The organism is Novosphingobium indicum (assembly GCF_014645195.1).
Lineage (GTDB): Bacteria > Pseudomonadota > Alphaproteobacteria > Sphingomonadales > Sphingomonadaceae > Novosphingobium > Novosphingobium indicum.
Genome location: NZ_BMLK01000027.1, coordinates 24020 through 47904, shown reverse-complemented (window position 1 = coordinate 47904; position 23885 = coordinate 24020). Strand labels below are relative to the sequence as shown.

Here is a 23885-nt window from a genome sequence, read left to right as displayed (position 1 = left end):
TCTGAATCAGAAATCGTGACCAAAGGGAATCCCATGCCGATTCAGAACGGTCGAAAACCGCTCTAGGACCAACTTGCTCATATCAAATTGCAGGGTGCTGTCATGCACTCTCTCGATTGCTCCGCTGCGCACAGATACCACATGTCTTTGTATGTAGCTGTGTCGGCGTGTTCGAAAAGACAGTTATTGAGTTAAAATCGAGCACAGCGGTCATCTCGCGCTATACCCAGGATCACAATTTGCCCATGGGTAGTCCTGTCTCCGGTGGCTAGTCCGCCGTCACGCCCGCGTCGATGTTGATGCAGGCGCCGTGATACGAGCGCGCAGCAGGCGTTGCCAGAAATACTACCGTCTCGGCCACGTCCTCGATCTCGCACAGCCCGCGCGGGGAGCCGATGCGGCCGATCAGTTCGCGGTCGCATTCGGCGAGCGCCGCCATGCCGCCGACGAGGCCCGTCATCATTCCGCCAGGCGCCACGGCGTTGATGCGGATCGGCGCCTTCATGTATTCCATGGCCAGCGCCTTGGTCATGTTGGTAAGGCCGGACTTGGTGGCGCAATAGGCGGCGAAATAGGCCTGTCCTTGGAATGCCGCGCACGAGGTCACGTTGACGATGGCGCCGTGGCTTTCGAGCAGATGCGGCAGGGCGGCGCGGATCAGGAAGAACGGGGCTTCCAGATTGACCTTCATGGTGAGGTCCCAGGCCTCGTCGGAAAATTCCGGCGTTGGTCCGGGCTTCATCACGCCGGCCACGTTGCACAGAGCGTCGAGCCGGCCGAACGCCGCAAGCGTGTCGTCGACGGCCTTGGCGCAGTTGCTGCGGACCGACAGGTCGAGCGGGAGGACCAGCGCTTCGCCGCCGGCCTCGCGAATGGTGCTGGCGGCCTCTTCCAGCCCCTGTTCGACCACATCGACCAGCGCCACTTTCGCGCCGAGCGCAGCCAGCCGTTCCGCCGATGCGCGGCCCAGACCCGCTGCCGCGCCGGTGACCAGCGCGACCTTTCCGCTCATGTCCGCAGGTTGCAGCATATCTCTCTCCTCGCCTGTCTCTTCGGGCGCTTCATGCCTTGCCGTAGTGCCGGCGGACAAGGCCGATGAAGGGGCTGGCCAGCGCCTGAGCGATATGCGGCTCACCGGCATGGAGCAGGCCGACGTCGCGGGTCAGTTCGAAGTCCTTGACCGGCACGAAGCGCACCGCAGTTTCGGCGAAACATTCGGGCATCATCCCGACCCCGGCTCCCGCGCGCACGACGGCGAGCACGCGCTCGTCTGTGGTGGTCTTGAGCACGAAGCGCGGGCGCACCCCGCGGGCTATGAAGAAGCGGTTGATCTCGGGCAGGGCCTCGCAGTGGCGGCGCAGCGCCATGCGGTCGCGCGCGAGCTGTTCGGCCATGACTTCGTCCTCGTCCGCCAGGGGGTGATCGGTGGGCAGAACCATCATGTAGCGCTCGCGCGTGAGCACTTCGGGATGGAAGCGCGCATGGTGCTGGCGCACGACGGTCAGCGCCAGGTCGATGCGGCCGCGTTCGAGTCGCTCGGTGATGTCCCGCTCGCTGCCGTCGAGGATTTCCAGCGCCTCGCCCGATCCCAGCGCGCGGTGCTGCTCCAGCAGGTTTTCGATCATGGCGGTGGGGATCGTCCCGAGCACGCCGATGCGCAGCAGCGTAGGGTCGGAGACTTCGGACAATTCGACCAGCGCATGTTCGTATTCTGCCGCGATTCGCCGGGCGCGCACGAGGAAGCGGCTGCCGGCGGGGGTCAGGGCAACGCCCTGGCGATCCCTGTCGAACAGGCGCGCGCCCAGTTCGCGTTCCAGCTTGGCGATCCCCGCCGACAGCGAAGGCTGGGTCACGCTGACGCGCTTGGCTGCGCGGCTGAAACTGCCGGTTTCGGCGACGGCGAGGAAATAGCGCAGCTGGTACTGGTCGATCATAGAAGTTGTCTATGACGTGCTGCCAAAACTTTCAATTTCCTCTGTCGTTGCAGCTTGGCTAGATAGGCTGTGTAAATCGAAATCCTGCGGGAAGAGGCTGATGCAAATCGTAGCCGGGAAGGAAATCAGGGCATGAGCGCGCCGGTGCTCCCAACCAACGTGAACCTCGAAAGCCCGGAGGCGAAGGCGCGCGATGCGCACAACCGCGCTCTGGCCAAGGATCTGCACGAGAAGGTCGCGACTGCGGCCCTGGGCGGAAACGAGAAGTCGCGCGCACGCCATGTCAGCCGCGGCAAGCTGCTCCCGCGCGATCGCGTCGAGCGTCTGCTCGATCCCGGCTCACCGCTGCTTGAACTGGGCCAACTCGCTGCGAACGGCCTTTATGGCGAGGACATTCCCGGCGCGGGGATCATCACGGCCATCGGCCGCGTCTCGGGCCGCCAGTGCATGATCGTGTGCAACGATGCCACCGTCAAAGGCGGCACCTATTACCCGATGACGGTGAAGAAGCACGTCCGCGCGCAGGAGATTGCCGAGGAAAACAACCTGCCGTGCATCTACCTCGTCGACAGCGGCGGGGCCAACCTGCCGCACCAGGCGGAAGTCTTCCCCGACCGCGACCACTTCGGCCGCATTTTCTTCAATCAGGCGAACATGAGCGCGAAGGGCATTGCCCAGATCGCCTGCGTCATGGGTTCGTGCACCGCGGGCGGCGCCTATGTGCCGGCGATGAGCGACGAGAGCGTCATCGTGAAGGAGCAGGGCACGATCTTTCTCGCCGGACCGCCACTGGTGCAGGCGGCAACGGGCGAAGTGATCTCGGCGGAGGATTTAGGCGGGGGCGATCTGCATAGCCGCAAGTCGGGCGTGACCGATCACCTCGCCGATAACGACGAGCACGCGCTGACGATCGTGCGCGATATCGTCAGCCACCTCGGCCCGGTGCATCGGCATGACTTGCCGGTCCAGGAGCCGCGCGCGCCGAAGTACGATCCGGAAGAGCTCTACTCGATCATCCCCGAGGACGTTCGTGCGCCTTACGATGTGCACGAGGTCATCGCCCGCGTGGTCGATGGCAGCGAGTTCCACGAGTTCAAGGCGCTCTACGGTAACACGCTGGTCTGCGGTTTCGCGCATATCCATGGCATGCCGGTGGCGATCCTCGCCAACAACGGCGTGCTGTTCTCCGAAAGCGCGCAAAAGGGTGCGCACTTCATCGAGCTCGCCTGCCAGCGCAAGATCCCGCTGCTGTTCCTCCAGAACATCTCGGGCTTCATGGTCGGCGGCAAGTACGAGGCCGAGGGCATCGCCAAGCACGGCGCAAAGCTGGTGACGGCGGTTGCCACCGCGACTGTGCCTAAGATCACCGTGCTGATCGGCGGCAGCTTCGGCGCCGGCAACTACGGCATGTGCGGCCGCGCCTATGACCCGCGCTTCCTTTTTACCTGGCCCAATGCGCGCATCTCGGTGATGGGCGGCGAACAGGCGGCTTCTGTGCTCGCCACCGTCCACCGCGATGCGTCCAAGTGGGACGAACGCGAGGCCGAGGCTTTCAAGGCGCCGATCCGCCAGAAGTACGAGGACGAAGGCAACCCCTACTACGCCACCGCGCGCCTGTGGGACGACGGCGTGATCGACCCGGCCCAGACCCGCGATGTGCTGGGACTGGCGCTGGCGGCGAGCCTCGAGGCGCCGATTCCCGATCGTCCGCAGTTTGGCGTGTTCAGGATGTGATGACGGTGCAGGTGAAATTGTCCTCATTCCTCCCCGAGCTTGTCTCGGGGAGGGGGACCGCCCGGCGCAGCCGGGTGGTGGAGGGGGAGCCGCGCCCGCGCTTCGGAAACGATCAGGGCCAAGGCCGCCGCAAGGTCATCCAAAATCGCGCTTGCCGGAATGCGCAAGGTCGCAATGCCCGCACTTGCGAACCAACGATCTCTCGCCTCATCCCGCGGCGGGTTGTCCCCCATGCCGCGCGCCATGCCATCCACTTCGATGGCAAGCCGCGCATCGGCGCAGTAGAAATCCAGAACAAAGGCCCCGCTGGGGCGCTGGCGGCGAAATTTCAGTCCGCCAGGCCGTTTGCGCAACTCACGCCAGAGCAGGACTTCCGGCAGCGGCATTTCGCTCCGCAGCTTTCGCGCTCGGCCGATACCGCCAGCGCGCGGTTTGGGCGCAACGTTTTTGAACATCGCTTTTCCCCCTCCGTCTCGCTTCGCGAGCCACCTCCCCGAGACGAGCTCGGGGAGGAATGGGTTTCCGGCATCCGGATGGGGATTGGGAGTTAAATCATGATCAAATCCCTCCTCATCGCCAATCGCGGCGAAATCGCCTGCCGGGTCATTCGCACCGCGCGTGAACTCGGCATCCGCACTGTGGCCGTCTATTCCGACGCCGATGCGCAGGCGCTGCATGTGCGCGAGGCCGACGAGGCCGTGCGCATCGGCCCGGCGCCGACGCGCGAATCTTACCTCGTCGGCGAGAAGATCATTGCCGCGGCCAAGCAGACCGGCGCCGAGGCGATCCATCCCGGTTACGGCTTCCTTTCCGAGAACGCCGCGTTCGCGCAGGCGGTGATGGATGCGGGGATCGTCTGGGTCGGACCGAACCCGTCTTCGATCACCGCGATGGGCCTCAAGGACGCCGCCAAGAAGCTGATGGCCGAAGCGGGGGTGCCGGTGACGCCGGGCTACATGGGTGAGGATCAGACGCCGGGCGTGCTGGCCGACGAGGCGGCAAAAGTCGGCTATCCGGTGCTGATCAAGGCTGTCGCCGGCGGCGGCGGCAAGGGCATGCGCCTTGTCGAAAGCGAGGAAGACTTCGCCGACGCACTGCAATCGTGCAAGCGCGAGGCGGCATCGTCTTTCGGCAACGATCACGTGCTGATCGAGAAGTACATCGCCTCGCCGCGTCACATCGAAGTGCAGGTCTTCGGCGACAAGCACGGCAATGTCGTCCACCTCTTCGAGCGCGACTGCTCGCTGCAGCGCCGCCACCAGAAGGTGATCGAGGAAGCCCCCGCGCCGGGCATGGACAGCGACACACGGGAAGCCCTTTGTGCTGCAGCGGTGCGTGCAGCAAAGGCCGTCGACTATGTTGGCGCGGGCACGATCGAGTTCATTGCCGACGGCTCGGGCAAGCTCTCGGCGGACAAGATCTGGTTCATGGAAATGAACACCCGCCTGCAGGTGGAGCATCCCGTCACCGAGGAAATCACCGGCGTCGATCTGGTCGAATGGCAGCTGCGCGTCGCTTCGGGCGAGCCTTTGCCGCTGCGTCAGGAAGACCTGACCATCGACGGCTGGGCGATGGAAGCGCGCCTCTATGCGGAGGACCCGGCCAAGGGCTTCCTGCCGAGCATCGGCAAGCTCGATCTGCTGCAGTTCGGCGAGGCCGACGGCGGACGTATCGATACCGGTGTCTATGAAGGCGCGGAAGTCTCACCGCACTACGATCCGATGATCGCCAAGGTCATTGCCTGGGGCGAGGACCGCAGCGAAGCGCGCGAGCGGCTTGGCGACATGCTGGCCGACAGTGCGGTCTGGCCGGTCAAGACCAATGCCTCGTTCCTGGTGAAGGCGCTGCAGCATCCGGACTTTGCTGCGGGCAATGTCGATACCGGGCTGATCGGCCGCGACGGCGAGGAAATGGCCGAGCCGCCGGTGCCGTCCGACGATGTGCTGCAGGCGGCCGCCGATGCGCTTGTGCCGGTGACCGACATGGCCGGGTTCCGGCTCAATGCTGCACCCCAGCGTGCAGCATGGTTCCTGCTGGACGGCGAGAAAGTCGAAGTCGAGCTTACCGGCGAAGGGACGGATGACCCGGCGAGCGGCGTGCTGGTAACCGAGCAGGGTCAGGCCTGGCTGCTCACCCCGTGGCGGCACGATGCCGCGCATGGGGCTGCAGACGGCTCGGGCGCGATCATTGCGCCGATGCCGGGCAAGGTCATCTCGGTCGAGGTCGAGAAGGGCGATGCCGTGATCAAGGGCCAGAAGCTGCTCACGCTCGAAGCGATGAAGATGGAGCACACGCTCACCGCCCCGTTCGACGGCACGGTGGCCGAGCTCAATGCCAGCGCGGGAGCGCAAGTGCAGGTCGATGCGCTGCTGGTGATGATCGAGGAAGAAGCGGAGTAAGCCGCAGACATGGAGCGCGAACCGGCAACTTATGCCCACCACTATGCGGGTGGTTGCCATTGCGGACGCATTCATGTCGCGCTGCACAGCGACAAGGCGCCGGGAGACTTCACGCCGCGCGCCGATAGCTGCGGCTTTTGCGTGCGGCACCGCGCGGTCGTGCTGTCGGACCCTGCAGGGCTGGTCGAGCTGGCGGTCCCGGCTGCGCTGGAGCCTTACCGGTTCGGGCTGGGAATCACCGACTTTCTGGTGTGCGGCCACTGCGGCGTCTTCGTCGCGGCGGTCTGGTACAAGGATGGTGCGGCCAGAGCTGTCGTGAACATGCCGGCGCTCGATGCGCGGGATGCGTTCACCAGTGCGCCCGCGCCCATGGATTTTGAAGGTGAGGATGTCGCAGCGCGCGAAGCCAGGCGGGCACGCAACTGGACGCCGGCGCGGGTGACACTGACGGAACAGGAGACGATGTAATGCCGGGCCGGTTTTTCGACGAGTGGAACGTGGGCGACAAGATCGTCCACCAGCCGAGCCGCACGGTCACCGAGACCGACAACCTGATGTTCTCGGCAATGACGCACAACATGCAGCCGCTGCATCTCGATGCCGAAACGGCGAAGGCGAGCGAATTCGGGCAGATTCTCGTGAACTCGACCTTCACCTTCAGCCTCGCGGTGGGCTTGTCGATTGCGGACACCACGGTCGGCACACTCGTCGCCAATCTCGGCTTCGACAAGGTGGTGACGCCCAAGCCGACCTTCATCGGCGATACGCTCACCTGCTCGAGCGAAGTGGTGGAGATGCGCGAGAGCAAGTCTCGCCCGACGCAGGGTATCGTCGTGTTCAAGCATGAACTGACCAACCAGCGCGGCGAAACGGCGCTCTCGATGCTGCGCACCGTGCTGTTGAAGAAGAAGGACGGCTAGGGAGCAACCGCCCTCTCCGCTCATCCTGAGCTTGTCGAAGGATGAAGTCACGCGCGGCGCCCCTGTCCTTCGACAAGCTCAGGACGAACGGATTGCGTGTGCGCTCGATCAGCCGCCTGCGTGTTCTTTCAGCGCCCGGTCGAGCAGGTCGCTGGGCTGGCCTGCGGCATGTTTCGCCGCGAGCCAGCCGTGCGTCATGCCGCGCGCGTTCGACATGCCGCTCTGCATGACCGCGCCGTTGTCGAGGCGCGAGACCGAGTTGCCGGCGAGATAGAGCCCTGCGATCGGTTCTCCGTCCCAATTCACTGCGCGGGCATGGCGGTCGGTGACGATGCCGGTCGAGGCGATGGCCGAACCGGTCAGGCGCTTGAAGCGCAGCGCATAGAACGGCGGCTTGAGCAGGGGCCCCAGTTGCGGGTGCGGCTTGTGGTTGGCGTCGCCGCACAGCCATGCACCCCAGGGGTAGGCGTGGCGGTTGAAGTCGGGGTCCACCCCTGCCTCGGCGAAACGGTTGAAGCGCACGACGGTCTCTTCCAGTCCGTCGCGGTCGATGCCCGTCAGCGCGGCGAGTTCGGCAAGGCTGTCGGCTTTTACCGCGACCTCCTCGGGCACTTCGTCGCCGGGCATGATCGAGCCGAGCGGGTACTTGCCGCGGGCCTGTGAATCGAGGATTGCCCAGGCCGGGAAGTTGGGGTGCGTCTGTGTGCCACCGTCGATCGCGTCCACGGCATAGTAGATCGAGCGGTAGAACCCCTCGTTGGCGAAGCGCTTGCCGGCGCGGTTGACGACGATGGTGTGCGGCAGGCCGATGAAGGTCATGCCGCCGCGCCAGAGCGGGGTGCCGTCCTGGGTTTCCTCGCCGGGGATATTGTAGCCCAGCATGGTCACGTCGGGCATGCGCGCGATGCGCGCCCCGAGCGCACCGACGAGGCGGAAGTGGGCGCCGTCGACCGTGCCGAACGTTACCATCGAACCGGGATCGAGTTGCGGGCCCAGCGTGCGGGTAAGTTCGGGGTTGCGGTCGTAACTGCTCACCGCGACGAGGACGCCGCGCCGGGCCTTCACGAAGTGGTCGCGGCTATCCTTCACATAGCGCACGCCGACTGCGCGCTCGCCATCGATGAGCACTTCGCGCACTTCGGCTCCGGTTTCGACCGGGATCGGCCGGTCGAGCACGCCCTTCACGAAGTAAGCCGCAAGCGCCGGGCCGAGACAGCGTTCGTCCTCGGCAAGACGGCGGGCCATTTCGGTGTAGTCCCAATGCATCACGTTGCAGGTGCCGCCCATGGCGTAGATCTCGTCGTGGGTGAGGCCATAGGGAACCTGCGGCGAGACGCGGGTGCGCTCCTGCCATTCGCCCAGCGCTTCGCCGCGAAAAGGTGCGGGCTCGAGCAGGCGGCCTTCGGAAACGGCGTCGTTGCTGTGGCCGCGATAGTAGTCGGGGCAACCGCGGATGACCTCCATCTTCAGGCCGATGCGGTCCTCGAACCATGCGAGGGCGGGCGCGGCGTGGACGACCTGGTTGAGGATCAGCGCATCCTCGCCATAGCCCATCGAGAGCTGGCGCACGTAGCGGAACGCGCTTGCGGCGCTGTCTTCTATGCCGAGCGCGCGGGCATGGGCGTTGCCGGGAACCCAGACCTCGCCCATCGAGAGCGCAGTAACGCCGCCCAGCTGGTCGGCGCGTTCGAGCACCATGGCGGACAGGCCGTGCTCATGCGCGGCAATGGCGCCGGAAAGACCGCCGATGCCCGATCCCACGGATACGAAATCGACTTCCGCATCCCACTGCGCGGGCAAGCTGCTGGCCATGGCGTCCTCTCCTCTTTTCCTTTGCGAGAGAGGGTTGCCCAAGAACGCCGGGCCTGTCCACGACAGATGTCGAGAATCAATCGGACAGTTGTTCTGTCAGGCTGCGGGCGGAACTGAGCAGGGCTTCGCGCAGGCGCGGCAGGTTTTCCCCGCGCACCGCGGCGCCGAGGCCGATGGCGACAAGCGCATGGGTCGGGCGCATGCCATCCCTGTGCCCACTCTTCCAGACCGGGGCAGCGGCGACAGTGACGCCCGAGATGTAGTGCCCGGCGTCGACGGCGATACCGGTCACGCGCGCCTCTTCCACCTGCGCTTTCCATTCTTCCCATGTGGGCGCCTCGTCCCAGCGCAGCCTGGCAAAGCGCGGCTTCAATTCGCTGTCGGGGTAATTGCCATAGGCGGCGATGCAGCGGCCGGTTGCCGAGACCAGCGCCGGGAAGCGGCTGCCGACCTGGGTGGAGAGCTGGAAGTTCTGGCTCGACTGCGACATGGCGGTCACGACAATGTGCTGCAGGCCGAAGATCTGCACACCCAGCGTGGTCAGCCCGAACTCCTGGCTGATCCGGTCGAGCGCGGGCTGGGCGAGATCGTTGAACTGGTCGCGGCGCAGCCAGTTGCGCGCCAGCGTCAGCACGCCCGAGGCAAGCGTGTAGCGCTTGGTGGCCGGATCGAAGGCCACCAGTTCCTCCGTCACCAGCGCCCGCAGCACGTAGAGACAGGTGCTGGGGACCAGTTCCAACTCGCGGGCGATCGCCTGCACACCCAGCGGTGCATCGCTCTTACCTAGCAGGCGCAGGACCGCTGCCGCCCGCGCAATGGCCGGTGCCTTGCTGGCCTTCGCCGTGTCGGCGGCAGGTGTGTCGTTCGGCTCTTTCATTCAATATGTTGAATAGCGTTCAATATTTGCAACAACAAGCAAATTGTGCCATTGCGCCGCTCAACATGTGGACAAGGGCGTGAGTCGTGCTTGCGACGAACACCGCAATGGGAGAGTCCCGGGTGAAGTTGACCGATTACACGAGCTATGCCGATGCGCAGGCGCACGCCTCCTCGGCCGCGCTGTGGGAGCTGTTCGACGGGGACCGCGAGCATCTCAACATCGCGCACGAGTGCATCACCCGCCATGCCGACGGTTCGGGTCGCCCGGCCGTGCGGATCGCTCATGCCGACGGTCACGACGAGATCCTCAGCTTCGACACGATTTCGTCGGGTGCAGCGCAGTTTGCGCACTGGCTCGATGCCGAAGGCGTAAAGCCGGGCGATCGGATCGCCTTCATGCTCGAGCCTTCGCTGCCTTTCTATGTGTGCCTGTTCGGCGCGATGCAGACCGGTGCGATCTCGGTGCCACTGTTCACGCTGTTCGGGCCCGACGCGCTTCGTTTGCGCGTGGGCGACTGCAATCCCTCGGTGCTGATCACCAATGCCGAGAAGGCGGAGCTGGCCCGCTCGGTTGCCAATGCGGACGGCACCCCGCGCGTGATCGTCGCGGACGAGGCGTTCCTGGCAACGCTGAAGGACCTGCCCACCACTTACACGCCGAAGACCAAGGCCAGCGACATGGCCGTCTTCCAGTACACCAGCGGCACCACGCGCGAACTGCCCGAGGCGGTCAAGCATTCGCACAAGACGCTCGTCACGCTGATGTTCGCCGCGCTCTACGGTACCGGCATCCGTCCGGGAGACGAGTTCTTCTGCCCGTCCTCGCCCGCATGGGGACACGGCCTGTGGCACGGTACGCTCGCCCCGCTGGCGATGGGCGTGACCACCGGCACGTTCGCCGGGCGCTTCGATCCGGTCCGCCTGATGAAAGCGCTGGACGACTTCAAGATCACCAACATGTCCGCCGCCGCCACCCACTATCGCATGATGAAGAACAGCGGGAAGGGCGGCGACTTCACGTTCCACTTCGACAAGCTGTCGTTCACCGGCGAGCCGATCGATCCGGGTACGCTCGAATGGATCGACGAGTACTTCAAGGTCCCCGCCTGCTCGATGTACGGCACCACCGAGATTGGCGTCGTGCTGGTGAACTATCCGGGTGCCAAGGACTTCGTCGTGAAGCCCGGCTCACTGGGCAAGGCAGTTCCGGGCCAGAGGCTGGAAGTGCACCGCCCCGACGGCACGGTATGCGATCCCGGCGAGATCGGTGAACTCATGCTCTGGCGCGGGGGCGGGTGGATGACCACCAAGGATCGCGCCAAGACCGACGAGGACGGCTATTTCTACCACTGCGGCCGCGCCGACGACGTGATCATCTCGGCCGGCTGGACGATGTCCGCGGTCGAGATCGAGAACACCATGCTGCGCCATGACAACGTGATGGAATGCGGCGTGATCGGTGTGCCGGATGAGAAGCGCGGTCAGGTTGTGAAGGCCTTCGTCGTCGCCAATTGCGAAGGCAGCGATACGCTGACCAAGGAACTGCAGGAGTTCACCCGCGAACGCCTCGCCCAGCACGAATTCCCGCGCATCGTCGAATATGTCGACGAGCTGCCGAAGAACCCCGCTGGCAAGGTCCACCGCAAGAAGCTGCGCGATCTGGAAGCCGAACGCGCGGCGGCGTCACAATGAATTTCGTCATTGCGAGTGCAGCGAAGCAATCCAGGGCGGTTTACGCTGGCTCTGGATTGCCGCGTCGGCTTCGCCTCCTCGCAATGACGACTGTTTGAAATTGAACGAACCCAGAGTTTTTGAGGAGCCAAGAAGAATGTCAGCCAAATTTCCCAAGATCACCGAGGAAGGCCTCGACGATCTGCGCAAGCGCATCGGCGTGAAGATCGAGAACACGGTCGAGCCCTGGAACTACGAAGCCACCCGCGACGCGATCCGTCACTATGCCCATGGCATCGGCGACGACAATCCGCTGTGGTGCGAGCCCGAGTACGCCGAGCAGACCAAGTACGGCACGCTCGTCGCTCTGCCCTCGTTCCTCTTCACCACCAGCCGCATCGTCTCGGGCTACTGCGGCGGTCTCTCGGGCGTCCACGCGATGTGGGCCGGGGCCGACTGGACTTGGCACAAGCCGGTCCTGCGCAACGACACGATCCGCACCGAGGCCTACCTGAAGGATCTCGTCGAGCACCAGACCAAGTTTGCCGGTCGCTCGTTCCAGCAGATCTATCACGTCGACTTCTTCAACCAGAACGGCGACCACGTTGCGGGTGCCGACTCCTGGGTCTTCCGCACCGACCGTGACGAAGCCCGCGAGCGCGGCACCAAGTACACCGAAGCGCGCGGCCGCGTTGAGCCCTTCACGCAGGAGCAGCTCGACGAATTCTACGACATCTACGACCAGGAAGAGATCCGCGGTAACACCCCGCGTTACTTCGAGGACGTGAACGTCGGCGACAAGCTGCCGCCGATGATGAAGGGCCCGATGACCGTCACCGGCTTCATCTGCTACGCGCAGGGCTGGGGCGGCCTCTACATCCGTGCCAACAAGCTGGCCTACAAGATGCAGAAGGCGCACCCGGGCCTCGGCATCCGCAACCGCTTCAACGTGCCGGATTGCCCCGAGCGCGTGCACTGGGACGAAGCCTTCGCTCTCGAAGTCGGCGCCCCGGGTGCTTACGACTACGGACCAGAGCGCTGCTCGTGGCTGACGCACCACATGACCAACTGGATCGGCGACGACGGCTTCCTGCACAAGTCGAACTGCCAGATCCGCCGCCACAACCCTGACGGTGACGCTATGGTCATCACCGGTGAAGTGACGAAGAAGTTCGAAGAGAACGGCAAGAAGTACGTCGAAGTGGAGCAGAAGGCGACCACGCACCGCGGCGAACTTTCGGCCTTTGGTACAGCCGTCGCGGAACTGCCCAGCAAGGGCTGATCGCGCTTCAGCGGTATTCGCTGAATCCGGCAAAGCGATTCCGGCCCGGGCCTTTACGAAAGGTCCGGGCCGTGTCGTAAAAGACCGGAACATAGCGAAGAGGAGAGGTCATGAACGGCATCAGCAATAGCAAACCCGTGTTCCAGGCAGACGGCAGCGTGATTGTGCCGGAATTCGTCCTGCCGGTTTCCCCGCTGCTCAGCGAACAGGCGGCAACTTTCCAGCGCATGCGCGCGACGGTGCCTGCCTTCGATGCGGCAGGCGAGGGGCTCGATGCCACGACCCGGCGCGAGCAGATCAACACCTTCATGGCGCCCCAGATCGAGAGGCTGCGAGCGATGTTCGCCGTCAACATCGAGAAGGCCGAACTGGGCGGCGTCGAAGTGCTCGACCTGACCCCGGCCGATGGCAGTCACGATCCCGACCGCGTGCTGATCAACTTGCACGGCGGCGCCTTCACGGTCGGCTGGGATGGCGTGGCGCTGGTCGAATCGATCCCGATGGCGGCGCTGGCCGGCTATCGCATAGTCAGCGTGAACTATCGCATGGCGCCCGAGCATCGGCACCCCGCCGGCGTCGAGGATGTCGCGGCCGTATATGCTGCACTCCTCGAACACTACGCGCCGGGCCGCATCGGCATTTATGGCGGGTCTGCGGGCGGCGCGCTGACAGCGCAGGCGGCAGCCTGGCTGCCCGCGCACGGCCTGCCGCAAGCGGGCGCGGTAGGCATTTTCGGGGCAGGTGGCGTGCCGTTCCACGCAGGTGAGTCCGCCTGGACAGCCGGGTACATTGACGGCTCGTTCCCGGCTCCGCCCGCCGATGGCAGCCCGCTGGAAGACATCACACGGGGCTATTTCGACAGCATCGACGAAAAGAACGACCCCAGCGCCTGGCCGGGCTATCATCTCGATACGCTGGCGACCTTTCCGCCCACGCTAATCATCACCGGCACGCGCGCGATGGACCTCAGCCCCGCGATCTACACCAATTCCCAGCTTCTGAAGGCCGGTGTGCGCTCCACGCTGATCGTCGGCGAAAGCATGGGACATTGCTATCACTACCAGGTCACTATGCCCGAAGGCCGTGATGCGGTGGACCAGATCATCGCCTTTTTCCGGGAGAACCTAACCTAGATGACCGACAGTCCGGACAGTCCCTGGAAAGGTCCTCTCGCCGGCGTGCGCGTGCTCGATTTCACGCGCGTTCTGGCGGGGCCTGCCGCCAGCCTCGCGCTGGCCGATCTCGGCGCCGAAGTTTTCAAGATCGAACCGCCCGGCACTGGCGACGAGACTCGCACCTTTCCGCCGATGCGCGACGGCGAGAGCCACTATTACCTCGCCATCAATCGCGGCAAGCGCTCGATCGTCGTCGACTTGAAGAGCGCGGAGGGCATTGCTCTCGTCAAGGATCTCGCCGCGAAATGCGACGTTCTGGTCGAAAACTACCGGCCCGGCGTGATGGACCGCCTCGGCCTCGGCTACGAGACGATCAAGGCGATCAACCCGCGGCTGATCTATTGCTCGATCTCGGGCTACGGCCAGACCGGTCCGCTCAAGGACCGCCCCAGCTTCGACATTGTGCTCCAGGCGATGAGCGGTGCGCTCTCGATGAACGGTGAGCCCGATGGATTGCCGATGAAGCTGGGCATTCCACTTGGCGATCTGGTCGGGGGGATCAACGGCCCCATCGGCATCCTGTCCGCACTCTACGAACGCGAGCGGACCGGGATGGGCCGGCATATCGACATCAGCCTGATGGACGGACTTATGGGCATGCTCGGCTATATTGCCCAGCTCGCCTTCTTCACCGGCAAGGACCCGCAGCGCGTCGGCTCGCAGCATCCCAATCTCGTGCCCTATGGCATCTTCCCGGCCAACGACGGGTCGATCGTTATAGCCTGTCTGACGCCTTCGTTCTGGAGCCGTGTATGCCGCTCGATCGAGCGGCCCGAACTGATCGAAGATGCGCGCTACGACACGCTAGAAAAGCGCCGCGACGCGCGGGAGGAGGTCAACGCCATCGTCTCGGCCTTTACCGAGCAGCATACGGTCGACGATCTGGTCGAAATCTTCACGCATCACGAAGTGCCGCACGCGCCGATCCTGGGCGTGACCGAGGCGCTCAGTCAGCCGCAAGCGGTGGCCCGCGACATGGTGGTCCAGACCGATCACGCGACGCTGGGCTCGATCCCCATCGTCAATCGCTCGATCCGCTTTACTGACGCCGAGCAGCCCGTGCCCGAGGCGCCCCCGGTGCTGGGCCAGCACACCGAGACGATCCTGTCTGACGTGCTGGAACTTTCGCCCGAGCGGATTGCGGCACTGCGGGCGGCGGGAGTGATTGCGTGACACGCGTCCTTTCGTCATTGCGAGCGTAGCGAAGCAACTCAGAGCGGTTTGCGCGAAGCTGGATTGCCGCGTCGGCTACGCCTCCTCGCAATGACGAAGAGGGAACTATCAGGAGAGACCCAATGCCCGATCTTCGTTTCGACAACCGCGTAGCGGTGATCACCGGCGGCGGGCGCGGACTTGGCCGGGCGCATGCGCTGCTGCTTGCGAGTCGGGGCTGCAAGATCGTAGTGAACGATCCGGGCGTCTCGATGGAAGGCGATGCCACCGACGAAGGCCCGGCCGAAGCGCTGGCGGCAGAGATCCGCGCGATGGGCGGCGAGGCTGTCGCCAGCACCGATTCCGTCGCCACGCCCGAAGGTGGCAAGGCGATCATCCAGTCTGCGCTCGATGCGTTCGGACGCATCGACATCCTGATCCATTCGGCCGGCAACGTCCGGCGCGGCAGCTTGTGCGAACTGGCCTACGAGGACTTCACCGCGGTGCTCGATGTCCATCTCAAGGGCGCCTACCACGTCGTGCGTGAGGCCTTCCCGCACATGATGGCGCAGAATTACGGGCGCATCGTTCTCACCAGCTCGATCAACGGCCTCTACGGCAAATCTGACAATGTCACGTACTCGATCTGCAAGGCCGGGTTCATGGGCCTGTCCAACACCGCCGCGATAGAAGGGCAGAACAACAACGTGAAGTCGAACCTGATCGTTCCGGCCGCGGTGACGCGCATGTCCGACGGGATCGACACCAGCAAGTTCCCGCCGATGACGCCCGAACAGGTTGCACCGATGGTCGGCTACCTCTGCCACGAGGACTGCGCGGCCACCGGCGAGATGTACGTCGCCATGGGCGGCCGCCTCGCCCGGGCGTGGGTTGCCGAAAACGAGGGGCTCTACCGGCCCGAATGGTCGCTGGAGGACGTTGCGGCGCAGATCGAGGCGATCCGTACCGGCGGAAAGGAACTTGCCTTCCCGCCTGTGCCCGACGGCCAGCTGGAGCACCTCGTCCATGGCTTCGGCATGATCGGCAAGGCGCAGGCCGAAGGCTAGACCTAAATAGCTCACTCCGTCTGAGTCAGTTTCCCCTCAAGGATTTCAACCTCGTCCCCTCGCGCGGGGATTAGGCGGCCATCGACGAATTTGAAACGCATCGTGATGCCTCTCCCGTCCTCATGCGTGCGGAGCAGGAGGGTTGCTGTCCAGAGGCATTCCGAGGGCATCACGGCGATTGGGCCGCGGGGAGTGAGGAGGGTCTGATACGAGACCACATCCATGTCGGCGACCATTTCAATCGCTCCGGCGGGTCCTTTCGCCTTGGCCGAAGTGCTGTAGTCGCCCCGGAAGACAGAGAATTCGGCGTCGGGCGACACGAGCTGCGCCAGACTTGTGGAGTCGGCGGCCATACTCGCTCGCAGGATGTCCAATGCGCGAGCGGTGTAAACGCGATGTGCCGCGACTTCGCTTGTTGGCCCATTCTCGAAAGCAGCGCAGGAATCCGTGACTGTCGCGGCATGGGCCGAGGCGCACGCCACAGAGATTAGCAGACCCGTCAGCGCGAAGCACTTTGAGGCTAATCTGAAAAGCATGGCGGCCTTGCTCCTAAGCATTTCGGGCCTTCATCGCTGCCAGCATCGCCTCGGGAATACGCGGCTTGCCGTAGTCGCCAGCCTCGATCTCGGAGATCTTGTCGCGGATGAAGCCATCGGGATCGGCGGCGTGGCGGGCCATTGTCGCCCAGGCTTCGTCGTGTGTCGGGATCAGGATCTTGCCTGCTTCCATGCCGTCCGCCAGCGTACGGGCCACATCGTCGACGGTCGTGAGGTCGAGGTCGCTGCCGGGGCCGCGCATTTCGAGCCCTTCGGTCCAGGTCTTCATGCCGTCGAGCACGTTGGTCATCACCGGGCCGGGGATCAGGCAGCTCACGCGGATGCCCTGCGGCTCCAGATAAAGCGCCAGCGATTCCGACAGGGCAATGACACCCGCCTTGGCCGAGACATAGGGCATGCGTGTGGTAGCGAAGGGATAGAGCCCGGCGAAGGAGGCGGTGTTGACGATGAAGCCCGAGCCCCGCGCCAGCATCTTCGGCAGGAACACGGCGTTGCTGCGCACCACCGGCATCAGGTTGAGATCGAGAATGCGCTGCCATTCGGCGACGGGAATGTCCTCCGGGTTACCATGCAGGATGCCGCCGACATTGTTCATCACGATGTCGGCTTCACCGAATGCCGCGTGGGCAGCCTCGGCCACTTCGCGGACCGAAGCGTCGCTGGTCACGTCGCAGCGATAGGCTTTGGCCTGACCGCCACCCTCGACGATCATGGCGGCGGTGTGCTCGGCCTCGGTCTGGTCGATATCGGCAACGGCGACCCGCGCGCCGCGTAGCGCGAATTCGAGAGCGACGGCTCGGCCGATCCCCTTGGCGCCGCCGTAGATGAGCGCATTGCGCCCCGCGAAAACCGATCCGGTCTGCTCCGTCATGCCTGCTCTCCCAAGCCCGCCTCGCGCATCGTCGCGGCACGATCGTTGGGCTCTGCGGATAGTGCACACCGGCGCGGTGCGCGATGCAAGCCTGCCGTTATGGGCAGTGCGCGAGGATCGTCATGGCGAAGATGCCTGACGAGGACGCCCCGCCGCCGGTTCAGCGCGTACCCGTGACCGGGAACGTGCCGAAGGGACCGTTCGAATTCTCGCCCTGCAGTTCGCCGTCCTTCACCGTCAGATCGTAGGCGATAGTGATCGGCATCGGCATCGAGGCCTTGCCCTCGATCTTGATCCGCCCATCCTTGAACGCGCCGGCGAGATCGACGTTGCCCTGATCGGCCTTCGCCGTCCCCGTCACGACATTGCCGTCCACCTTGAGGTCGAGCACGGCTTTCTGCGGGCCGACCGGCGACTGGATGACGATGTTCCACTTGCCCGCGAAGTCCTGCGGCTTGGCATTGCTCGCCTTGGCGGCCTTGAGCTTGTTCATCGCCGCCTTCTTCTCGGCCGGGGCCTGCTGGGCGCGGGTGCGCAGGTAGAAGCGCAGGTCCTCGAGGTCCTTGTCCGAGATCTGCGGGAAGGGCGGCATGCCGTTGGGCTTGAGCGCGCCGTGGACGACCGCCTTGAAGGTGTCGGGGGCGGTGATGATCGGCGAATAGCGCAGATCGGGCGCCGCCCCGCCGCCGACGGCATTCCAGCCATGGCACACGAGGCAGGCATTGCCGGCATAGATCATGAAACCGGTCTGGCTGCGCTTGGCATCGGGCTTGTAGTCCGGGTCCTCGGGCGGCGTCGGTTCGGAATAGGTGAACGCGGGCAGGGTGTCCTTGCCGTCGAGCGTGAAGGTCAGGACCCGGCGCGGCAGGCGGTAGTCGGTGCGGTATGGCGCATCGGCGATGGTCTGCATGCCCGCGCCCTGGCCCCCCGCGCCGGTAATCACGGTGACGTACTGCTTGCCGTTCATGCGGTAGGTGATCGGCGCGCCGACGACCGGGCTCACCGTCTTGAACGACCACAGCTCCTTGCCGGTCCTGGCATCGCGGGCGACGAACTTGCCGTCGATCTGGCCTTCGAAGACGAGGCCGCCGGCACTCGTCATCACCCCGCCGGGCCACGAGCCGGGCAGCTCGACCTTCCAGACTTCGGCCTGTTTCACCGGGTCCCAGGCCTTGAGGAAGCTGCGGTGGCCGCCGGGCAGGTCGACTTCGGGGATCAGCGTTACCCCCATGCCGCGGGTGATCTCGCCGCCGCCTTCCTGGCCGTCACCGATCAGCGCGCCGTTCTCGAGCACGGGGATGTACACCAGGCCCGTGTTCGGGCTGTAGGCCTGCGGCATCCAGCTGTGCGCGCCCGTCGGTCCCGGCCACATCTCGAACATGCCAGGCTTGCCGTTGTAGCGGATACCGGGGTTTTCGACCGGACGACCGGTCTTCATGTCGATGTGGTCGGCCCAGGTCACCTTGGCGATCTTGCCGGGCTGGTTGAGCAGTTCGCCGGTCTTGCGGTCGAGCACGTAGAAGAAGCCGTTCTTCGGTGCCTGCATCAGCACCTTGCGCTCCTTGCCGTCGATCTTGAGCGTGGCCAGCGTCATGTCGGTCGTCGCGGTGCAGTCCCACTGCTCGCCGGGGCAGACCTGGTAGTGCCACTTGTATTCGCCGGTATCGGCATCGACCGCGACGATCGAGGCGAGGAAAAGGTTGTCGCCGCCGCCGGGGCTGCGCTTGTCGCGGTTGTAGGGGAAGCCGTTGCCCACGCCGATGTAGAGCATGTTGAGATCGGGGTCGTAGCTGAAGGCGTTCCACGCCGTGCCGCCACCGCCGCGCCGGGTGCCGTCCTCGTTCTTCCACCCGCTTGGCCAGGTCTTGCGCATGACCTCCTCGGCCTTCTTGTTGGCCGGGGGCACCGTGTCGCCAGGGGTGGTATAGAAGCGCCAGACCTTCTTGCCGGTGTTCTCGTCGTAGGCGGTCACGAAGCCGCGCGCCGGACTGATGTCTGCGCCGCCGAAGCCGACAATCACCTTGCCAGCGAACACGCGCGGCGCACCGTTCGAGTTGCGCGGGGAGTGGTCCGGGTAGTCGTAGACCTTCCACACTTCCTTGCCCGTCCTGGCATCGAGCGAGACGACATAGCCGTCGGTGGTGACGAGGAAGACATGGCCCTTGTCATAGGCGATGCCCTTGCTGCCCCACGACATCTGCAGCGCCGACTTGGCGCGCTCGCGGGTGCCGCCGTCGTACTCCCAGAGCAGTTTGCCGGTTTCGGCATTGAAGGCGCGGATGTGCGAGTGGCCGGTGGTTATGAACACCTTACCCTCGGCCATCAGCGGCGTTGAAGCGGTGTATCCGGGCTCCAGATCGTAATGCCAGGCGAGCTTGAGATCGGCGACGTTATCGGCATCGATTTCGTCGAGCGGCGAATAGTGCGTTTCCGAGCCCGTGCGGCCCCAGCTCGGCCATTCGTCGGGATTGACCGTCATCAGGTCGGTAACCGGCTGCGCAGGGCGGTTGCAGGCGGTCAGCGCCAGGGGCGCGATCGTCGCCAGTGCCGTTGCCATCGTGACTTTTGCAAAACCTGCCTTCACCCGATCTGCTCCCCATTCACTTCTTTGGCCGGGGACCTACCAGCAAGGCGCGGGCAAGGAAAGAGTTACTGTTCACTGTGTATCATATCGTCGCAGTGACGATCCTGTGAGGGCAATTCAGACACGAGAAACCCCGGCATCCCGCAAGGGAGCCGGGGTCTTCGCTGATAGGCCGCGTTACCCGCCTGTCAGTGCATTGGCTTGCGCCGTCAGTTGACGCCGGCACCCATCGGGATCGGGGTGCCCTGCTTCAGGTAGACCCGGTTGTCGTCCACCTTTTCGACGTTATCGAGCGCGACGTAATGGTGCGCGCCGTCGGAGCTGTCGGTGCGGGTCAGCTTGATCTTGTCGTCCTTGATCTCGTCGACCGTGCCGACGTGCTGGCCGGATTCAGTGGTGACTTCCATGTGCTCGTGGATGCGAAGCTTCTCGAACATAATAGGCTTCCTCCTTTTTTGCTGTTTGCTTAATATGTTGATTCAACGGAGTTACCGGGCATTTCGTTCCCGATTCCGTCGCAGCTTGAAAACGGCTCGTGGAGGAAGGGCGCAAAGCTACCAATTGCGACAATTTGGGGCTTGCGAAACGTGGCTGGTTGCGCTTGCATATTATGCAATCTCCTAACAGGCAGGATCGGGTTCTCACAATGCGCAAATGGCACCGCTGGGTTTCGGTTTTCTTCGGTGTGTTCATGCTCTGGATCGCGGTGACCGGCGTCCTGAGCCAGGTCGCTGTACTTTGGCCGGCTGGCGCGCCCGATCCGGCTGCACAAGCCGCTGCCACGCCGCCGGCGGGCTTCGAATGCCCCGATGGCTGGCGCTGCCAGCCGCCGCGGGCCAATGCCACCGGCATCCGCTCGATGGTCGGCACATTCCACCATCTGCATTCGGGCGAGACCTTCGGAACGATCGGCACCATCATCTCGGTCCTGTCCGGACTGGCGCTGGTGTTCTTCTCGATTTCGGGGATCTGGCTCTACGTCCAGATGTGGCGCTTCCGCAGCGACCGCAAGCTCGCACCGCGCTGGTTCTGGAAATGATCTCCCGAGAGGTTTTCGGTCCGATCATACCGAGCCGGCCGAAGCGCTCTCATCCTGAGCTTGTCGAAGCGCTCTCATCCTGAGCTTGTCGAAGCCCTCTCATCCTGAGCTTGTCGAAGCCCTCTCATCCTGAGCTTGTCGAAGCCCGCTCATCCTGAGCTTGTCGAAGGATGTGATCCCGGCGCCATGCCAGCGTCCTTCGACAGGCTCAGGACGAGCGGAGGGGGCATCCCTCAGCGCCTCACGGCTGCGCGCCGAGCCCGAAAGTCGCATCGCCGCGGCCCTGCAGCAGCACGCCTTCCTCGCCCACGCCATCGACCTGGGTGAGCGAGATGAAGTCCTTGCCGTCGTCGCCGTCGAGCATCACCTCGTCGCCCTTCACGCTGGCGACGTGGCCGAGACAGGCGCCGTCCGGATCGATCACTTTCATGCCCTTGCGGATTGTGCCGACGACAGTTGTCCAGGCGGTTTCCCCGTCCGGTGCTTGCCCCTTGGCTGCATCTGTTGTCTGCTGAGTCACGAAAGTTCTCCTGCTGAGGCCGGCGGCGCCGGTCGGACTACACAACGATAATACTCCTCCAGCGGCCACGGTTCCGCATAAAAATGGGAGGAGCGAGAGGAGTTGGATATGGCGTTGCCGAAACACAGGCGCGTGGTGACCGGACTGGATCGGGACGGGCGCTCGTGTGTGATCGTCGATTCGCCGATCGCGATGACAAGCGCGGTGGGCGGCATGGCCTGGCGCACCGAGTCGCTGCCGGCGGACAACAGCGGCAGTGCCGATGTCGCAACGACATTCGATTTCGATCTCATCCATCAGGGCGGCAGCGCCTTCATGCTCGTGCGCCTGCCGCCTGACGCCGTTCCCTACATGCATGCCACCGATACGCTCGACTACATCGTCGTGATCGAGGGCGAGATCGTGCTTGTGCTTGAGACCGGCGAAACGGTGCTGCGCGCGGGCGATTTCCTGGTCGACCGGGGCGTGCTCCACGCCATGCGCAACGACGGCGAAAGCGACGCGCTGATCGCAGTGGTGACGCTGCCCGCGCATCCAGTCGGCAAGGGCCGGACGGTGTGACCGGATGCGGGGTGCGCGTCCTTGAGGCTGAGGAATGCGCGAGTCGCGTGGCGGCGGGGTGGATTACAAGGGCTAGCGTCCCCACATATGCACAGCCGCAAGATGTGCCCGCAAAGCTGTGTAAAGATTGACCAGGTCACTCCTCTTGCGGGCAAATTTGGTTATCAAGAGGTTTCGCGCCCGACCTTGCGGACGCACCGAATTTTCCGCCCGAAGCCGCACAAGAGGCCGGGCAGCATAACCGAATCGCACCACCGGAGTTGTCGCACATGCCGCTGATGGAAGCCCGCAAGACCTACAAGCCCTTCGAATATCCCTGGGCCTACGACTTCTGGAAGCGCCAGCAGCAGGTGCACTGGCTGCCCGAGGAAGTGCCGCTGGGCGAGGATTGCCGCGACTGGGCGCAGAAGCTTTCCGAGCACGAGCGCAACCTGCTCACCCAGATCTTCCGCTTCTTCACGCAGGCCGACGTCGAAGTGCAGAACTGCTACCACGAGCAGTACGGCCGGGTGTTCAAGCCGACCGAGATCAAGATGATGCTCGCTGCCTTCTCCAACATGGAGACGGTGCACATCGCCGCCTATTCGCACCTGCTCGACACCATCGGCATGCCCGAAAGCGAATACGGCATGTTCCTCGAATATCAGGAACTGAAGGACAAGCACGACTACCTGCAGCAGTTCGGTGTCGATACCGACGAGGACATTGCCCGCACGCTCGCCATGTTCGGCGGCTTTACCGAGGGCCTGCAGCTCTTCGCCAGCTTCGCGATGCTGATGAACTTCCCGCGCTTCAACAAGATGAAGGGCATGGGCCAGATCGTCACCTGGTCGATCCGCGACGAATCGCTGCACTGCGAAGGCATCACCAAGCTGTTCCACGCCTTCGTGAAGGAACGCGGCTGCCTGACCAAGGCGGTGAAGGAGGACATCATCGACTGCTGCCAGAAGACGGTGCGGCTCGAAGACAACTTCATCGACCTCGCCTTCGAGATGGGCCCGGTCCCCGGCATGAGCGCCAAGGACATCAAGCGCTACATCCGCTACATCGCCGACTGGCGCCTGAGCCAGCTCGGCCTGCCGGCGATCTACATGGCCGAGGAGCACCCGCTGCCCTGGCTCACCCCGCTGCTCAACGGCGTGGAGCACGCTAACTTCTTCGAAACCCGCGCCACCGAATACTCGAAGGGCGCCACCCGCGGCGACTGGAACACCGTGTGGACCAACTTCGACCAGCGCCGCAAGGCGAAGGCCAACGACGTCGATGACGCAGATGACGGTAGCGAGCCGGATATGTTCGGAGGCACGCAGGCGGCGGAGTGATGTCTCCTTTGCACTCTGAAATTCTCCGGCGCGTTAAGCAGGCTGGCGAAATCGACGGTCCCATCCAAGTGGATGGACACTGTGAAGATGATTGCCTTGCTGCTGCACACGATCTTGTCAAAGCGGGGTATTTAAAGGGTGCTTTTCCTCCAAATGCCAATTGCAAGCACGGAATAGATTGGGGGTTTTTGATTTTTTCATCAAGATGACGGGATCTATCTGCCAGATTGCCCACCCCGCTGCGACTATCCTCACCTGACGGTTCGGCAAGTCTCGCGGCCCTCCCGCTTGCGGGAGGGCGGAGTCCGCGCTGCCAAGAGACAGAGCGCTGATACTCCCCTCCCGCAGGCGGGAGGGGTTGGGGGTGGGCTTCCTCACCCGGCGCTTATTTGGCACGCCGAAGCGT

General features: G+C 64.3%; 22 protein-coding genes. 12 read left to right on the top strand and 10 right to left on the bottom strand.

Going from position 1 to position 23885, the window contains the following annotated elements:
- Positions 1 to 268: 268 nt before the first annotated feature.
- Together IEX64_RS20505 and IEX64_RS20500 are read right to left on the bottom strand one after the other, a co-directional pair.
- Complete coding sequence (locus IEX64_RS20505; RefSeq protein WP_188822744.1) at positions 269 to 1030, bottom strand: SDR family NAD(P)-dependent oxidoreductase; 762 nt, start codon at positions 1028 to 1030, stop codon at positions 269 to 271.
- 31 nt (positions 1031 to 1061) lie between these two features.
- Positions 1062 to 1934 (bottom strand): LysR family transcriptional regulator, encoded by an 873-nt coding sequence (locus tag IEX64_RS20500; protein WP_188822742.1) that lies wholly within the window; start codon positions 1932 to 1934, stop codon positions 1062 to 1064.
- Between the two features lie 132 nt (positions 1935 to 2066).
- On the opposite strand from IEX64_RS20500, the gene IEX64_RS20495 reads away from it, so the two are divergent.
- Positions 2067 to 3668, top strand: coding sequence for a carboxyl transferase domain-containing protein (locus IEX64_RS20495; RefSeq protein ID WP_188822739.1), 1602 nt, complete (start codon positions 2067 to 2069; stop codon positions 3666 to 3668).
- Between the two features lie 23 nt (positions 3669 to 3691).
- Here IEX64_RS20495 and IEX64_RS20490 read toward each other — a convergent pair whose 3' ends face one another.
- Positions 3692 to 4123 (bottom strand): endonuclease domain-containing protein, encoded by a 432-nt coding sequence (locus IEX64_RS20490; protein WP_188822737.1) that lies wholly within the window; start codon positions 4121 to 4123, stop codon positions 3692 to 3694.
- 99 nt (positions 4124 to 4222) lie between these two features.
- On the opposite strand from IEX64_RS20490, the gene IEX64_RS20485 reads away from it, so the two are divergent.
- From IEX64_RS20485 to IEX64_RS20475, 3 genes are read left to right on the top strand one after another with little or no spacing between them, the layout of a single operon-like run.
- The gene (locus IEX64_RS20485; protein ID WP_188822735.1) at positions 4223 to 6067 is read left to right on the top strand and encodes an acetyl/propionyl/methylcrotonyl-CoA carboxylase subunit alpha; all 1845 of its coding nucleotides are present in this window, start codon (positions 4223 to 4225) and stop codon (positions 6065 to 6067) included.
- 9 nt (positions 6068 to 6076) lie between these two features.
- The gene (locus IEX64_RS20480; RefSeq protein ID WP_188822733.1) at positions 6077 to 6535 is read left to right on the top strand and encodes a GFA family protein; all 459 of its coding nucleotides are present in this window, start codon (positions 6077 to 6079) and stop codon (positions 6533 to 6535) included.
- Positions 6535 to 6987 (top strand): MaoC family dehydratase, encoded by a 453-nt coding sequence (locus IEX64_RS20475; protein ID WP_188822731.1) that lies wholly within the window; start codon positions 6535 to 6537, stop codon positions 6985 to 6987. The genes IEX64_RS20480 and IEX64_RS20475 overlap by 1 nt, the downstream gene beginning before the upstream one ends.
- Before the next feature lie 108 nt (positions 6988 to 7095).
- Here IEX64_RS20475 and IEX64_RS20470 read toward each other — a convergent pair whose 3' ends face one another.
- Both IEX64_RS20470 and IEX64_RS20465 read right to left on the bottom strand, forming a co-directional pair.
- Positions 7096 to 8799: an FAD-binding protein gene (locus IEX64_RS20470; protein ID WP_188822729.1), complete on the bottom strand. Its 1704-nt coding sequence runs from the start codon at positions 8797 to 8799 to the stop codon at positions 7096 to 7098.
- A 76-nt stretch (positions 8800 to 8875) separates the two neighbouring features.
- The gene (locus IEX64_RS20465; RefSeq protein WP_188822727.1) at positions 8876 to 9676 is read right to left on the bottom strand and encodes an IclR family transcriptional regulator; all 801 of its coding nucleotides are present in this window, start codon (positions 9674 to 9676) and stop codon (positions 8876 to 8878) included.
- Positions 9677 to 9798: 122 nt separating this feature from the next.
- On the opposite strand from IEX64_RS20465, the gene IEX64_RS20460 reads away from it, so the two are divergent.
- From IEX64_RS20460 to IEX64_RS20440, 5 genes are all read left to right on the top strand, one after another.
- Complete coding sequence (locus IEX64_RS20460; protein WP_229710607.1) at positions 9799 to 11370, top strand: acetate--CoA ligase; 1572 nt, start codon at positions 9799 to 9801, stop codon at positions 11368 to 11370.
- A 136-nt stretch (positions 11371 to 11506) separates the two neighbouring features.
- Positions 11507 to 12631: an FAS1-like dehydratase domain-containing protein gene (locus IEX64_RS20455; protein WP_188822723.1), complete on the top strand. Its 1125-nt coding sequence runs from the start codon at positions 11507 to 11509 to the stop codon at positions 12629 to 12631.
- A 110-nt stretch (positions 12632 to 12741) separates the two neighbouring features.
- The gene (locus IEX64_RS20450) at positions 12742 to 13764 is read left to right on the top strand and encodes an alpha/beta hydrolase (protein ID WP_188822721.1); all 1023 of its coding nucleotides are present in this window, start codon (positions 12742 to 12744) and stop codon (positions 13762 to 13764) included.
- Positions 13765 to 14979: a CaiB/BaiF CoA transferase family protein gene (locus IEX64_RS20445; protein ID WP_188822719.1), complete on the top strand. Its 1215-nt coding sequence runs from the start codon at positions 13765 to 13767 to the stop codon at positions 14977 to 14979.
- 122 nt (positions 14980 to 15101) lie between these two features.
- On the top strand, positions 15102 to 16025 hold the full coding sequence (locus tag IEX64_RS20440; protein WP_188822718.1) for an SDR family NAD(P)-dependent oxidoreductase: 924 nt from the start codon (positions 15102 to 15104) through the stop codon (positions 16023 to 16025).
- A gap of 11 nt (positions 16026 to 16036) precedes the next feature.
- Here the strand turns inward: IEX64_RS20440 and IEX64_RS20435 are convergent, their stop codons facing one another.
- From IEX64_RS20435 to IEX64_RS20420, 4 genes are all read right to left on the bottom strand, one after another.
- On the bottom strand, positions 16037 to 16378 hold the full coding sequence (locus IEX64_RS20435) for a hypothetical protein (protein WP_188822716.1): 342 nt from the start codon (positions 16376 to 16378) through the stop codon (positions 16037 to 16039).
- A 196-nt stretch (positions 16379 to 16574) separates the two neighbouring features.
- Entirely contained in the window at positions 16575 to 17453 is an 879-nt protein-coding gene (locus IEX64_RS20430) for an SDR family NAD(P)-dependent oxidoreductase (RefSeq protein ID WP_188822714.1), read from the bottom strand.
- Positions 17454 to 17613: 160 nt separating this feature from the next.
- On the bottom strand, positions 17614 to 20010 hold the full coding sequence (locus IEX64_RS20425) for a PQQ-dependent dehydrogenase, methanol/ethanol family (RefSeq protein WP_188822712.1): 2397 nt from the start codon (positions 20008 to 20010) through the stop codon (positions 17614 to 17616).
- A gap of 236 nt (positions 20011 to 20246) precedes the next feature.
- The gene (locus IEX64_RS20420; RefSeq protein WP_188822710.1) at positions 20247 to 20474 is read right to left on the bottom strand and encodes a DUF2171 domain-containing protein; all 228 of its coding nucleotides are present in this window, start codon (positions 20472 to 20474) and stop codon (positions 20247 to 20249) included.
- Between the two features lie 173 nt (positions 20475 to 20647).
- Between IEX64_RS20420 and IEX64_RS20415 the strand changes: the two genes are divergently transcribed.
- Positions 20648 to 21076, top strand: a complete 429-nt coding sequence (locus IEX64_RS20415) for a PepSY domain-containing protein (RefSeq protein ID WP_373290177.1) — start codon at positions 20648 to 20650, stop codon at positions 21074 to 21076.
- Between the two features lie 241 nt (positions 21077 to 21317).
- Here IEX64_RS20415 and IEX64_RS20410 read toward each other — a convergent pair whose 3' ends face one another.
- Positions 21318 to 21596 carry a DUF2171 domain-containing protein gene (locus tag IEX64_RS20410; protein WP_229710606.1) on the bottom strand — a complete coding sequence of 93 codons (279 nt, stop codon included), beginning with the start codon at positions 21594 to 21596 and terminating at the stop codon, positions 21318 to 21320.
- 108 nt (positions 21597 to 21704) lie between these two features.
- Between IEX64_RS20410 and IEX64_RS20405 the strand changes: the two genes are divergently transcribed.
- Positions 21705 to 22157, top strand: a complete 453-nt coding sequence (locus IEX64_RS20405; RefSeq protein WP_188822706.1) for a cupin domain-containing protein — start codon at positions 21705 to 21707, stop codon at positions 22155 to 22157.
- A 269-nt stretch (positions 22158 to 22426) separates the two neighbouring features.
- Complete coding sequence (locus IEX64_RS20400; RefSeq protein WP_188822704.1) at positions 22427 to 23479, top strand: ribonucleotide-diphosphate reductase subunit beta; 1053 nt, start codon at positions 22427 to 22429, stop codon at positions 23477 to 23479.
- Positions 23480 to 23885 lie beyond the last annotated feature (406 nt).